The organism is Bacillus sp. LNXM65, assembly GCF_002998575.1.
Taxonomy (GTDB): domain Bacteria; phylum Bacillota; class Bacilli; order Bacillales; family Bacillaceae; genus Bacillus.
The window spans coordinates 129,520-143,934 of sequence record NZ_PVRB01000006.1; the positions used below are offsets into that span (position 1 = coordinate 129,520).

The 14,415-nt window shown below is 41.9% G+C and carries 13 protein-coding genes; 4 read left to right on the plus strand and 9 right to left on the minus strand.

Translation table 11 applies throughout. The features are described from left to right. Positions 1–33: 33 nt before the first annotated feature. From ribD to C6Y03_RS13260, 6 genes are all read right to left on the minus strand, one after another. A complete protein-coding gene (ribD, locus tag C6Y03_RS13235; protein WP_060595748.1) occupies positions 34–1,116 on the minus strand; it encodes a bifunctional diaminohydroxyphosphoribosylaminopyrimidine deaminase/5-amino-6-(5-phosphoribosylamino)uracil reductase RibD in 1,083 nt (360 codons plus the stop codon). 283 nt (positions 1,117–1,399) lie between these two features. After that, on the minus strand, positions 1,400–3,157 hold the full coding sequence (locus C6Y03_RS13240) for a WD40 repeat domain-containing protein (RefSeq protein WP_060595747.1): 1,758 nt from the start codon (positions 3,155–3,157) through the stop codon (positions 1,400–1,402). Positions 3,158–3,161: 4 nt separating this feature from the next. After that, positions 3,162–3,965, minus strand: a complete 804-nt coding sequence (locus C6Y03_RS13245; RefSeq protein WP_060595746.1) for a formylglycine-generating enzyme family protein — start codon at positions 3,963–3,965, stop codon at positions 3,162–3,164. A gap of 33 nt (positions 3,966–3,998) precedes the next feature. Further along, positions 3,999–4,724, minus strand: coding sequence for a GTP cyclohydrolase II (locus tag C6Y03_RS13250; protein WP_034664517.1), 726 nt, complete (start codon positions 4,722–4,724; stop codon positions 3,999–4,001). Positions 4,725–5,067: 343 nt separating this feature from the next. Further along, positions 5,068–5,724, minus strand: coding sequence for a class I SAM-dependent methyltransferase (locus C6Y03_RS13255; protein WP_034664521.1), 657 nt, complete (start codon positions 5,722–5,724; stop codon positions 5,068–5,070). Positions 5,725–6,686: 962 nt separating this feature from the next. Beyond that, complete coding sequence (locus C6Y03_RS13260; protein WP_106039455.1) at positions 6,687–7,034, minus strand: YflT domain-containing protein; 348 nt, start codon at positions 7,032–7,034, stop codon at positions 6,687–6,689. Between the two features lie 221 nt (positions 7,035–7,255). Here C6Y03_RS13260 and C6Y03_RS13265 point away from each other — a divergent pair, with 221 nt between their 5' ends. After that, a complete protein-coding gene (locus C6Y03_RS13265) occupies positions 7,256–7,645 on the plus strand; it encodes a YfmB family protein (protein WP_060595743.1) in 390 nt (129 codons plus the stop codon). 108 nt (positions 7,646–7,753) lie between these two features. After that, positions 7,754–8,758 carry an NADP-dependent oxidoreductase gene (locus C6Y03_RS13270; RefSeq protein ID WP_106039456.1) on the plus strand — a complete coding sequence of 335 codons (1,005 nt, stop codon included), beginning with the start codon at positions 7,754–7,756 and terminating at the stop codon, positions 8,756–8,758. Between the two features lie 35 nt (positions 8,759–8,793). Here the strand turns inward: C6Y03_RS13270 and C6Y03_RS13275 are convergent, their stop codons facing one another. Then, positions 8,794–9,936: a DEAD/DEAH box helicase gene (locus C6Y03_RS13275; protein ID WP_106039457.1), complete on the minus strand. Its 1,143-nt coding sequence runs from the start codon at positions 9,934–9,936 to the stop codon at positions 8,794–8,796. 153 nt (positions 9,937–10,089) lie between these two features. On the opposite strand from C6Y03_RS13275, the gene C6Y03_RS13280 reads away from it, so the two are divergent. Further along, positions 10,090–11,643, plus strand: coding sequence for an ABC-F family ATP-binding cassette domain-containing protein (locus tag C6Y03_RS13280; RefSeq protein WP_106039458.1), 1,554 nt, complete (start codon positions 10,090–10,092; stop codon positions 11,641–11,643). A 44-nt stretch (positions 11,644–11,687) separates the two neighbouring features. Here C6Y03_RS13280 and C6Y03_RS13285 read toward each other — a convergent pair whose 3' ends face one another. After that, a complete protein-coding gene (locus C6Y03_RS13285; RefSeq protein ID WP_066031184.1) occupies positions 11,688–12,878 on the minus strand; it encodes an MFS transporter in 1,191 nt (396 codons plus the stop codon). 56 nt (positions 12,879–12,934) lie between these two features. Continuing rightward, complete coding sequence (locus C6Y03_RS13290; RefSeq protein ID WP_060595739.1) at positions 12,935–13,360, minus strand: MerR family transcriptional regulator; 426 nt, start codon at positions 13,358–13,360, stop codon at positions 12,935–12,937. Between the two features lie 143 nt (positions 13,361–13,503). On the opposite strand from C6Y03_RS13290, the gene folE2 reads away from it, so the two are divergent. Continuing rightward, a complete protein-coding gene (folE2, locus tag C6Y03_RS13295) occupies positions 13,504–14,400 on the plus strand; it encodes a GTP cyclohydrolase FolE2 (protein ID WP_066031185.1) in 897 nt (298 codons plus the stop codon). Positions 14,401–14,415 lie beyond the last annotated feature (15 nt).

Genomic DNA, 14,415 nt, shown 5'->3' on the forward strand with positions numbered 1-14,415 from the left:
ACCTTGCGCTCGATGCACAAAGTCTTACATTTATTAGAATTTTATTGTCATTTTGATATCTTTTCCAACCATACTATATTCAATATCTGCTGGACGGATCGCTTCTTTTAGTTTTTTCACCCCCTCTCCTTCAAAAAAAGTAGGTGCATGTTTTCCACCGATTAATAAAGGTGCCATATAAATGACGGCTTCATTGACTAGTGATTCTTCTAAAAAGGACGCACTCACATTTCCTCCTGCTTCAACGAGAACTGACATGACAGAACGTTCCTTCAGCATTCGTAACACGTCATGAATATTTGTCCGCTGCTCTCCGCTTGTGACATAGACTTGATGCCCTTTATCTACCAGCTGTTCATACTTTTTCTGATCATACATGTGCGAGGTGCAAATAATGGTTTCGGCCATATGATCTGTTAAACATTTCGCATGAAGCGGAATCCTTAATGTGGAATCTAAAATGACACGAATGGGCTGGGTCGCCATTGAATCTTTCACAATAAGACCTGCATCATCTTGAATAATCGTTTCGACACCTGTTATCACAGCATCGGCTTCTTGACGCAATTGCTGCACTTCTTTCCTCGCTTCTGTTCCTGTGATCCATTTGCTTTCAAGATGAGATGTTGCAATTTTCCCGTCTAACGAAATGGCTGATTTTAAGATGACGTAAGGAAGGTCTGATTGAATGAAATGAAAAAAAGGCACATTTAAGCGATCCGCCTCCTGTTTACATATTCCTTCATCTACTTCGATCCCTGCTTGTTTCAACATGGTAACCCCCTTACCTGCGACAAGCGGATTTGGGTCTTGCGTCGCAATGACTACACGTTTCACACCACTTTTGATAATGGCTTCCGTGCAAGGACCCGTTTTCCCATGATGCGAACAAGGTTCAAGCGTCACATACATGTCAGCTCCCTTTGCCTTTTCCCCTGCCATTTGCAGCGCATGAATTTCAGCATGAGGTTCGCCCGCCTTCATGTGAGCACCAATCCCAACAATCTCACCTTGCTGTACAATGACTGCACCGACAAGCGGATTTGGGGAGGTTTGCCCTTTCATTGCCTTTGCGTTGGCAATCGCCAGCTTCATATAAAAAACATCGTCTTTCATGTGAGTCTCCTTTCTTCTCTTTCAAGGGAAAGAACTCCTTCAGGAAATGAAGGAGTTCTATTCTCATGTGCTATATTTTTTCCATCCGTTTCTTTTCAGATCGATCATAGTAAGGCAAGGAATAAAAAAGTTTATATGATGCTCGTTGTTTACAAAAACAGCATTTGCGTAATTCATATTTATTAATGAGGAGCACATGCGGACAATTGAGTACAGTCAGGCCTTTTTTCATATGTTCCTTGCAAACACTTATCATGAGAATCCCCCGCTTACATTCTTTTTCTTAATGAGAGATTACTTCTTTCGGAAATTGTTCAAATAAGCGCAGTACTTCAGTATGTGTGCCATCTTCTCGAATATGATAAATCCCGCCGTCATATGAGCTTGCGTATACATCATTGCCTAATTGTCTGATGGCACTAATCCCATTCTTGGCAATTCTAATTGGGCCGGTATTGACATCTAGCTCTGGATTCCACACAACGACATAGCCCCAATAATCTCCGCTCACAATATAGCCAGAGTCTGTGACAGAGACAGATTTAATAGAATACTGGTGTTCATTATGCTGGTCTAAAATTCTTCCTGTATGCAAATCAAACAATCTCACATTCTTGTCACGGCTGACAATGGCAATACGATCTCTTTTACTATCAATGAATACATCATTTAACAGCTCTGTCGCTCCGATATATTTCGCTTTTAAAGACAAGCTCTTCTTATCTAAAAGACAGATGGTTCCTTCTACCGCGGCTGTGATGATATGATCTCCTTCTACTTTTAATGCTTTAACAGCACAATCGTGTGCTTTGGAACGGCCAATTTCCTTTAAATGTTCTGTCGAAATGACATGTACATAACCGCCGTAAGTTCCAATATAGAATTGCCGATCCTCCTCGTGGAAATACACACTGTTGACCGGCCCTGTGTTGAGATCAAACGAAACCATTTGCTGTAATGATTCATGAACAATATGCACCTGACTTGCATGATCTCCCCACGCATAATAGCTTCCATCTCGTGCGACAGCCACTCCATTTGTTAAAACGCCTGTCGATTTAGCGATTTCAATCCCGTTCTTTCTGAATTTTCCGTCATCTGATGCTGTGATGATATCTCCCGCATCAGTCAGCGCAATATCATTAATAGATGGTGTCGCCATTTCAATCTCATCTGATACAACTTTTCCCTTTTCAATAGACCATTCACAATACGTTTTTCCAAAACTGGCTCCTAGGATGGATTTCTCATCCTCCGTCCAGACAAGCGAACGCTCCCACTGATATTTATGAGGCAGCAACGTATCGACTAAATCCCCTGTTTCATAATTCCACAGCTTAATTAAATGGTCATAGCCTGCTGTCAGCAAGTAATTGCCGCTTGGAGAAAAGTTCACCCGCTTGACGCCCTGTAAATGGGCTTTAATGATTTTTTTCTCCTGTAAAGTAACCGCATCATAAATAATGACGGTGCCATCGTCTCTGCCAAGTGCGAACACTTCTTTTTGATTGCTGCCGCTGATTGTGTCCAGCTCATAATCAAACGGACCAATTTCCCCTACAATTTCTCCTGTATCGTACAGCCATACAAGAACGTAGCCATCATCACCTGTTGTATAAGCTTTATCGCCATGTATCCATACAGCTAATACATCTTTGCTATGTCCATGGAATTCTCTTAAAACAGCTCCTGTTTCGATATCCCACACTAAGCACCTTCTATCTCTAGACACCGATACTAGTAAGGTATCCTGTTTGGCAAAGGCGACGGCTTCTACATCATCTGCATGACCAAACAGGGTGCGAATTCGAGTATGAGTGTCTGTATCATACAATTGAATGGTGTAGTCTGACGATGCACTCGCTAAATACTTTCCGTTTTCAGAAAGAGATAAAGAGTTAATGATATGCTCGTGACTTCCAATAAACGTTCCTTCTCCTGTTGCCCGGTTCCACTTATAAATACAACGGTCATAGCCGCCAGTGTAAACAATTTGGTCCTGCTGAGTTGATAAAACAGATGTAATCGGTCCTCTATGCATGATTTTACACTCCCACCTTTATATGTTGTTTTTGACGAGTCACTATACGAAAACCAGTAAATCGGAAAACGGGATCTGGATGCTTCCCGTGTCTTCTGGCGACTCTGCATAAATCTCCGCCTCTTGCAAAGGAGCCGCCTTTTAAAATGTAGTAATTACTGCCAAGCGTCTCCGTTAAATCATCTACGACCTCGATGCCGCCATCGTATACATGATATTTGGTGTTGACCCATTCCTCGACGTTGCCCCCCATATCATAAAGACCAAATAAGGATCTGCCCTTTTTGTATTGACGGACAGGCGTCGTTTTTTCAATATTTGATTCGAACGTATTACATAAAGAAGGATCAAACTCATCTCCCCACGGGTATTGATTTCTCGTATTTCCCCGGGCAGCATATTCCCATTCTTCTTCAGTAGGAATCGACACGTCTATCCCAAGTTTCCCGCTCAGCCACTGGCAGAACGAGAAGGCTTCCTCGATATCCATGCCCCAAGCCGGATGATCTTTCCCGCCACCAAGCTCTTGATTCGTTAAGCTCTCCGGGTACGCCTGGCCTGTTTCATCACAGTAGCTTTGATACCATTCATTGGTGACGACCGTATCTGAAATAAAAAATTCATTGATATACGGCTGATAGGATGGAAATTCTTTGTACAGCCATTTTTGAAATTTTTTCTCACGGCCGTAGGTTGGATTGAGAAGCTTGTCCTTCCAGAATTCTGATGCCTTTTTCATATCTTCTTCATTACTTCCAATCGTTGCATAGCCGCTTGGGATTTGAATCCAATTGATTTCAGGTTTCACGCTTTTCTCCCGCCTTCTTTAAAGTAAACTCATCTACTGATTAATTAATTTTTTCTCATCGACCATATGCCCTGAGGCTGCTTTTGCCTTTAAATAGGCTTCATTATATAGAGAGGCTTCGACCGTATGATCAAATCGCAATACAGGAAGACCGTAGGCAGCAATGGAATCGACTTTATCTGGATTGTTCGTTAGGAGGTGCATTGGTTTCCCTTTGTTTAAATAGTGCAGAACAGCCGCTGCCTCCTCGTAATGCCGGTCATCATCTCCGCAGCCAATCAGGCGGTTGGCTTCAAATGTATCCAGCTTCATTTCCTGTAATTTATACGTCAATGCTTTCGCCATCAGCCCAATTGACCGCCCTTCTTGATTGGCCATATATACGAGCATGCCTTTACCGTAATCGGTGATTTTCTTCAGCGATAACGCAAGCTGTGGACCGCAGTCACATTTCAGTGACCCAAACACATCCCCTGTTTGGCAGACACTATGAATGCGCACTAGCGGCGGCACCTCATTTTCAAAGTCGCCAAATAAGAGACAAGAGGAAAAGGTTTGCTGCGCGGTACTCATTTGGACAATAGATTCGATCGTTGGTTTTGTCTCCCCTTCAACAGGTGCGAAGGCATACCATTTAAATGGCACTTCTTCATGTTGAATGGAGATCGGCAGGTTCACTGGCCCCACGAGCAAATAGTTTTTTTCTTGAAAGGTAAAATGATGAATCATTGATTGTAATTCATCTACAAACTTGTTCATTTGTCTCCCCCCTATTCATCGCTGCACCCAAGTCGACTCTCATAGCGCAGTGATGGAGTGATGAATATGTGTCCGCACTCCCTTAGCATATGTGCTCCTATTTCAAGCGGCACTCATGCCTAAAAAGAATATGGATGTGCGATTCCTCTCATCGTTCAGACCCTGATTGTCGCAAGAATGACTCCGTTCCCAGCTCTTCTAGCGATGTTTCAATCTAGGTCTTGTCCAGTACAAAGGAGCAGAAATCTTGGTTCATACGATGTTAACGCCTTTCGATTCTTACATGATGCATGCTCTTTATTAGAATGAACACCTCTGCTAGGTTTGAGTGATCACCTTTGTACTAGATTTTGACGGCAATGACATGATGCTGGCTAATGCCGGCCTTTGCTTTTAATGGTGTAATCGATACAAGCTCCAGACCTGATGAACAAATTCTTTCTCCAAGCTGAGAGTCTGAAAATGAAAAGTGGAAACGGCCATCTTCTCCGATTAACCCTGTTCTCCACTCTTCTCCCCATACAACAAGTGAGAAGACGCCGCCTTCATGAAGCAAAGAGGAGACCTGTTTTAAATAACGCTCATGATCATCAGGATGCTGGTGATGAAAGCAGCCATGATCTAAAATTAAATCAAACTGCATCCCGCGTCCCTGATCCATCGACCAGGACATAAAATCTTGATGAACAAAATGGACAGGAACCGTTTCTCTTTTCTGTAATCCTTCCCACTCCTCATGCTCATACAGGTCGATACCGACATATGCAGAAAGCCCCCTTAAATGTTCAAGTGCCCGGCCGTTCCCGCACCCGATATCGAGCACAGAAGCAAGTGCATTCTTTTCCCGTGAATGCCATGCCTTTAATGACATCACGGCTGCATCTGTTAAGGATGGATCAGTAGACCACATATCTGTTCTTTTCTCATAATGTTCTTGAAATGCCATACGCATTTTTTCTAGATACAACCCACTGTCTTCATGGTATAAAGCTTTTTTCATCACAGGACCTCCTTCTATTCAAAATCGGCTTTTCGGGCAAAGGTCATTTTCAAGCTAAAAACCTTATGTTAAAATGAAAGATGGATTTTTTAGGAAAATCTGTTTTCTGAAAAAGGAGAGAAGCATCCCACATGTTCACTCTTCTTTTTCAGCATGCATCCTCATATGCAGCCATTTGAGAGCTGCAACGCCTCAGCTTATTGTCTCTTTTTTTCATATGAGTTCACCTCCTTCACCGTTCGATCAACTCACAGCCCTTATTGAAACCGCTTTCTCTCTTGGACAAGAACATAACGCCTTTTGAATATCTCTTGCAAAGTGATCATAGTAGAAAGGTCAATCTACTGTTTAGATCGGCTACCATTGTAAAAGACCGTTTTCTTATGTTTTAGTAGAAATATTCCAAGCAAGCTTTTTCTCTTAAAAGCGCTTGTACCTTGGTTTTATGACACCACCTCTCACTAGAATGTGCCTTGAATAAACCCATCAGAAATTTAACAACTACTTCCATAATGACTGGATTAAGCCAAATATATTGTTTTTAGATTATTTTGTCAACAAATTATTTCCTAAACATTAAAATGAATTTTCTAATTGAAAATACAGGTATTTTTCGTGGTTTTTTGACCTCAAAACACTTATTTCTACACAAAAATACAACATAAACCAATAGAACTAAGAAATTTATCTACTAAATTACACAAGATTTTTATTTCATTTTGAAACAAAATTGAAAGATACAATGATTATTTCCCGAATGGATTTTTGTGATATTTTGACTATTTTTTTCTCATTTCCGATCATTTTCTTTGGTATATCTGCATTTTCAATTAGGTGATTTACTGTTTATTCCAATCTGCTGTTTTTTCTTATTATAGTAAAAAAGATGTGTCCTCTCCTTCAGAGATGATGGCATGAAAAAAAGCCCCTTACGAAAGTAAGAGGCTTTTTTCAGTTGGCGTTTATGCCCAAGTTTTCACTTTTTCATGGTCTGTCACAAAGAGAAGGACTTTTCCTTCATCTAAATGTTCTTCAAATTTCACAGCTTCTTCTTTAGAGAAACCAATTTCATGGATTTTATTTCGGAGCTCATCGCCCTTTTTACTAAAGATGTTCCCAACAGCATGTTTAAGTCCAACTTCTCTTTGACCTATCGTATTAGCATCTGCATTTCCAGCAATACGCTCTGTACGATCATCGTCATGGGACAGAACATAAATGTCCTCTCTTGCAACACCGAGTGCTTTTAATTGCTCTACATCTCTTTGAAGTGTCTCATCATTTGAATACTCTCTTACAACAGGTTTCATTTTATATTCCTCCTTTAGCGTCTTACGAATCTTTTACCCGTCACTTTTGTCATTAAACCTTCCTTGAGCACATCCATTTTACATTGTGTACTAACCGTGCCTATTGGCTTATTTTTGACAAAAAGCCCGAAAAAATGACTAAATTTTCTGAAATATTGTATTCATCCCTGCTGTTTTGTTGTACAATTCTTATACTGGAGGCTAGAAATGAGGTAGAGCTGATGTATTACTTTTCAGCGGAGCAGCAGTTTAATGCTTGGGTTGTCAGTGATTTGGTGAAACAGCTTTTTCAGAAGTGGAATCCTGAAGAAGCAAAAGCAAAGCCGCTTACATTGTTTGCTGAACAGCACTTTCGCATCTCCATTGATTATCTCTTTTCAATCATCATTAACATTGGAGATATCGAGTCGATTGAACAAGATCCACAAGACCTGTTGTCCTCATACTTGAATATCCTTTTTCCTTTTGTGACGCGCGATATGATGAAAGCCTCCATGCAAAATGCGAACGAATATTTGTTAAAAGAACGTGATGCGGACGCGTATCAGCTGTTTGGCTGTCTGCCGCCGCTCCTCTCTGTTGACTTCCAAAAAAGTAGTCCTCATCTATGAGATGGCGGCTGCTTTTTTGTATGTGTTTGAAAAAGACCGTATGTTTTGAATGAAAAGAAGCATCATGTTAATGTAAATCTAGGCTGCAAGTGAAAGGGAGGATTTGACATGAGTCAACAAAAGCAAATTCAATTAGCCAAACGTCCAAAAGGATTACCTACAAAAGATGTTTTTCATTTTGAAACAGTCGATATACCTGTGCCGCAAGATGGCGAAGTCTTGATTCAAACGAAATATGTTTCTGTAGATCCTTATATGAGAGGACGAATGCAGGATACAAAATCCTATACACCTCCATTCAAGCTAAATGAAGTGATTCAGGGCGGTGTTGTCGGAGAAATCGTTGAATCCAAATCGCCTCAATTTGAAAAAGGGGATTTTGTTCTTGGATTCCTTGGCTGGCAAGAATATTCTACAGCCAAAGCTGAATCTCTGACTAAAATTGATCCATCCATTGCGCCATTATCCTATTATTTAGGCATTTTGGGCATGCCAGGGCAAACCGCTTATTTCGGACTTCTTGCGATTGGCCAGCCAAAAGAAGGCGAGACCGTTGTCATTTCTGGAGCCGCAGGTGCCGTTGGTTCCGTTGTGGGACAAATTGCTAAGATCAAAGGCGCTCACGTCGTTGGGATTGCGGGATCTGATGATAAGCTGGCTTATTTAAAAGAACTAGGCTTTGATGAAACGATTAATTATAAAACAACAAATGATTTAGATGATGCCATAGCAAAGGCCTGTCCAAACGGCGTCGATGTGTATTTTGACAATGTTGGCGGCGAAATTTCTGATGCCGTGATGAATCATTTGAACCGCTTTGCACGTATTCCAGTGTGCGGCGCGATTTCGTCTTATAACATTAGCGCAAGCGAGGACATCGGACCGCGTGTGCAAACAAAACTCATTAAAACAAGCGCATTGATGCAAGGCTTCATTGTTGCCAACTATTCAGATCGTTTTGAAGAGGCTGCAAGAGATCTCGCACAATGGGTTAAAGAAGACAAACTGACTTATAAAGAAACAATCATTGAAGGCTTTGACAACATTCCTGATGCATTCCTTGGACTATTTAAAGGGGAAAATGTCGGAAAACAGCTTGTCAAAATTTCATAATAAAAAAGGACCCTCCATGTGGAAGGGTCCTTTTTTTATGCTTGCTTGGGCGCAAGATGCAGCTGGCCTTGCTTATAAACAATTTCCTGAAGCGTGAGATTCAGCTTTTTCGCCATTTTTTTGAGCATTGCATGCTCTTGAGATGTGACAAGACTGATGACAGCCCCTTCTTTTCCTGCGCGCCCGGTTCTGCCTGAACGGTGGATATAGCCTTCTTCGTTTGGCAGGTCGGCATGGATCACGTACGGCAGATCGTCAATGTCGATGCCTCTTGCTGCGATATCTGTTGCAAGGAGAAGCGGAAATTCACGCTGTTCAAATTCCTTTAAGATGATAGCACGCTCTGCTTTTTTCGCTTCACTATGAAGCACACCAAGGTCGACATGGTGATACGCTAATTTCTCTGCATAAATGCTTAAATTCGTAATATCACGCACAAAGACGAGCGCCTGCATGTCCTCAAGCCGTGATAGCTTTTGCAATAATTTCACTTTATCACGCTGATCACATAACAGATAATAGTGTCCTACTTTCTGCGCTTCTTCCTCACTTCTGGCAATTTTCAATACTTCTGGTTCAGACGTCATTTGTTTAATCAGTTGAACCGTTTCCTCTTTTAACGTCGCAGAAAAACAGAGGATTTGTCTTTCTTTTAATGTGGATTTAATGATCGCTTGGATCGTTTTCATATGCTCTGGCACAAGAAGCTGATCTGCTTCATCTAGCACGACCGTTTTGACTTCGTGCATTTTCAGTTTCTTGATTTTGATTAATTCCTGTACACGGCCAGGTGTTGCGACAACGATGTTCGGGTGTTTCTTTAGTTTTTCCTGCTGCTTTTTGATGTTCGCTCCACCAATCAAGGAGACCGCTTTGATATCTGACCCTTGTTTGAACTCTTGCACGACATCAAAAATTTGCATCACAAGCTCTCTTGAAGGTGCCAAGATTAAGACTTGCGGGTGTTTAATATTCACATCGATTTTATTTAAAAGCGGCAACACATACGCCAGTGTCTTCCCCGTTCCCGTAGGCGATTCCGCGATCACATCACGCTTCTCCGTAATCCACTCTGCTGTTTTTTCTTGTATAGCTGTTGGTTTTTCGAAGCCAGCCGCTTGAAAGTTTTCCTGAATAAATGGCTTTGCTTCTTTCAAAAATGCCCAATTTTCTATCATGTCGATCTCCTTTATCCTCATTCAATCTATCCTTTAGTATCTCAAAATCAGCTTTGAAACGCAATTTTTCTTTTGATGCTTTTATCGAGCCGGACAGTTCGATATAATCATGAGAGGCACTAGCCGTTTTGAATCTATTTGAGGTGTAAAAAAATGATATTATCTGTTAAAGATTTAAGCCATGGCTTTGGCGACAGAGCCATTTTTCACGAAGTCTCCTTCCGTTTATTAAAAGGCGAGCATGTCGGCTTAATTGGCGCCAACGGTGAAGGAAAGTCAACGTTTATGAATATTATTACTGGCAAGCTGGAGCCAGATGCAGGAAAAGTCGAATGGGCAAAAAATGTCCGTGTCGGCTACCTTGATCAGCATACTGTACTAGAAAAGGGAAGAACGATCCGCGAAGTGCTTCAGGATGCATTCCACTATTTATTTTCCATGGAAGCAGCGATGAATGACATTTACGGCAAAATGGGTGAAGCCGATCCTGATGAGCTGGAAAAGCTGTTAGAGGAAGTTGGCGTCATTCAAGATGCGCTCACAAACAATGATTTTTATATCATTGATTCCAAGGTCGAAGAAATTGCGAGAGGTCTTGGGTTAACGGATCTTGGGCTGGACCGTGATGTGACGGAGCTGAGCGGCGGACAGCGTACAAAAGTATTGCTTGCGAAATTGCTGTTAGAAAAGCCAGAAATTCTCCTTCTCGATGAGCCAACCAACTATTTGGATGAGCAGCATATTGAGTGGCTGAAGCGCTATTTACAGGAATATGAAAATGCGTTTATCCTCATTTCACATGATATTCCGTTTTTAAACAGTGTCATTAACTTGATTTATCATGTTGAAAATCAAGAGCTCACGCGCTATGTTGGTGATTATGATCAATTTAAACAAGTGTACGAAGTCAAAAAGCAGCAGCTTGAAGCAGCTTATAAAAGGCAGCAGCAGGAAGTCGCTGAATTAAAGGATTTTGTTGCAAGAAACAAAGCGCGTGTCAGCACAAGAAATATGGCCATGTCCCGTCAAAAGAAACTGGATAAAATGGATATGATTGAACTCGCAGCAGAAAAGCCAAAGCCTGAATTCCACTTTAAGCCGGCACGAACTTCCGGGAAATTGATTTTTGAAACAAAAGATTTGGTCATTGGTTATGATGAACCGCTCTCTCGTCCATTGAATCTGAAAATGGAACGCGGGCAAAAAATTGCGTTATACGGCGCTAACGGGATCGGAAAAACGACATTGCTGCGAAGTCTTCTTGGAGAAATCACGCCAATTTCTGGTGAGGTGGAACGCGGAGAATTCCTGCATATTGGCTACTTTGAGCAAGAAGTAAAAGAGCAAAACAGCAACACTTGTATTGAAGAGGTGTGGAGTACCTTCCCTTCTTACACGCAATATGAAGTCAGAGCCGCTCTTGCAAAATGCGGATTAACGACAAAGCATATTGAAAGCCGCGTGTCTGTCTTAAGCGGAGGAGAAAAAGCAAAGGTCCGTCTTTGCAAACTAATCAACGAAGAAACCAACTTACTTGTTCTCGATGAGCCGACCAATCACTTGGATGTCGATGCAAAAGAAGAACTAAAACGTGCATTAAAAGAATACAAAGGGAGCGTCTTATTGATCTCTCACGAACCTGAATTTTATCAAGATGTTGCAACCGACACATGGAATTGTGAATCTTGGACGACAAAAGTACTTTAACAAAAAAGCCTTATATCTGCATAAGATATAAGGCTTTTTTCTATTTAATGACCTGCTTGAATATTGACGAGATGTTTACGGCCAAGAAGCAGGATGATCATGCCTAACAGAACGACAGCCGCCCCAACATAGTAAGGGGTGCTTGCTGTATAAGATTCAGCAAGTACGCCGGCAATCCAAGGAGCAATCGCGCCCCCAATAAACCGTACAGCACTATAAGAGGATGAAGCAATCGAACGTTCAACCGGCGCCGATCCCATCACAGCGGTCGTGAGCACTGTATTGATCATGCCAAGGATGCCCCCAGCAATAACAATTCCGCAGATGACGACTACAACATGTGAAGTCCATACCCCAATGCCGAATAAAATCACAGCAAATGAAGCAAACAGAACCACAAGGGAAGTCAATGTCCCAAGTTTGCGATGAATGACCGGCGCTGAGAAGACGGATGTCACGGCCAAAAATAGTCCCCATCCAAAGAAGACATAACCAAGACCATGCTCATCCAGATGAAGCACAAATGGCGAATAGGCTAAAAGCACAAAGAAACCAAAATTGTATAAGAAAGCGGCAGATGCCATCGTTAAAAGCCCTTTATATTTTAACGCCCCGACAGCCTCGAATAATTTCACCTTTTTCTGAGGCTTTTGCATCGGCGGGAGCATAAACGTAATGGCTAAAAGAGCAACAAGCATTAACACCGCAACGCCAAAGAATGGTCCGCGCCAAGAGATCGTCCCAAGCTCTCCGCCAAGCAGCGGTCCAACCGAAATCCCAAGACCTAGTGCAGCCTCGTATAAAATAATGGCCTTCGCACTTCCTCCAACAGACACACCGACAATCACAGAGAGGGCAGTTGAAATAAATAAGGCATTCCCAATGCCCCATCCGCCTCTAAAGCCGATTAATTCATTAATCGTTGAAGAGGTACCGCCTAAAGCAGAAAAGACAATAATAAAAATAAGTCCTATTAATAACGTCCATTTCGCACCAATCCGACTAGAGATAAAGCCCGTAAAAAACATGACAAAGCCGGTCACAAGTAAGTAGCTCGTAAATAAAAGAGAGACCTGACTTGGAGATGCATCTAATTGTGATGCAATGGCTGGCAAGATCGGGTCCACAAGTCCTATCCCCATAAATGAAATCACACACGCAAAGGCAACAGCCCAGACGGCTTTCGGCTGCCTAAGCAGACTTGTACGCTGTTTCAACACTTCTTCTTCCTTCATTCCATCAGAACCTTTCCTTCAAATGTTGACAAAATAAAATAAACACGCAGAGGTGTTTATTTTTGTAATTGCTCAATTGCATGAGCCGCTCTTTCTTTCATCGCTTCAAGATCCTTTTTAAAAGATTGGATCGTTTCAAGCTTTTTTGTAATCAATTGATGCTGTACAGACAGCTGCGCCTCAATATCTAACAGCTTCTCTAATCGTTCCTTCGGATCAAGCGACAGCAAGTAACCTTCTTTATTCAGCTCAAGCTGCTTTCCTATTTCCATAAACGATTGAAGCTCTTGTAAAGAAAATCCAAGTACCTCTTTTGCCTGCATCACTTTCTCTAGTTCTTCCATGTCGTCCTCTGAGTAAAGTCTGACACCGCCCTCTGTCCGCTTTGGTGCTGATAATAAACCAATCTCTTCATAGAAACGTATCGTCCGTTTGGTCAGTCCGCTTCTTTTCGCCACTTGATCAATTTTCATCCATTCCATTGCCAGTGCCTCCTGCTCATCAATTCATGATTTATTATACACCTTTATAACCTTAACGTAAACGTAAATGTTCTCACTCTTGATTTTTCTCGTGTTTTGATGCAAAATAAATAGGAATTATTACGATTTAAAGGAGGGATCTCATGTTTTCTTTTCCACCCAAAAAAGAACGACACCAACAATTCGGATCTGTACCGCCAAGCCTTGGAACGAAGCCTTCTCAAAAAGAGAACATGACTGACACCCAAAAGACGGAGCAGGACTTTTATTTTCATCTTGAACAAGTCGGCATCTGCCGCGTGTCTTATCCTGTACGAATTTTGTCTAAAACGGCACCGCAGGACCAAATAACTTCTGCTGACTTTGCACTGAGTACCTCCCTGAGAGCTCACGAAAAAGGCATTCATATGAGCCGTCTCACTGAACAGCTGCACTCGTTTTACGAAAGCGGAAAGCCGCTTGATGTGAATAGCTTAAAAGCATTGACAGCAGCGCTTGCCCGTCAGATGAATCAGTCATCTGCCTCGGTTCAAGTTTCCTTCCCTTGGTACATGGAAAAGCAAAGCCCAGTCACCGGGAAATCGGGTTTGATGCATGCGACAATCACATATGACATTCATTTTCATGAAAAGGATGGATGGACCTGTCATATTGGCTGCGATGCACAAGTCACCACATTATGTCCTTGTTCTAAAGAAATTAGTGAATACGGTGCACATAATCAGCGTGGCTCTGTTTCCATTCAGGTAGAGTTGTTTGAACAAGCATCATTCCCTAACGACATGAAAGCAGCTCTTTTACATATCATTGAGTCCAATGCGAGTGCACCGCTGTATCCTGTGCTTAAAAGACCTGATGAAAAGAAAGTGACAGAAGAGGCTTATGAAAATCCACGCTTTGTAGAAGATCTCACAAGGTTAATGGCCATCGAATTATATGAGCAGCCATGGGTCAGGGGCTTTCAAGTCGAGTGTCGTAATGAGGAATCCATTCATCAGCATGATGCCTATGCGAAATGCTCTTATCAAAAAAACCTGTAGATCAACTCTACAGGT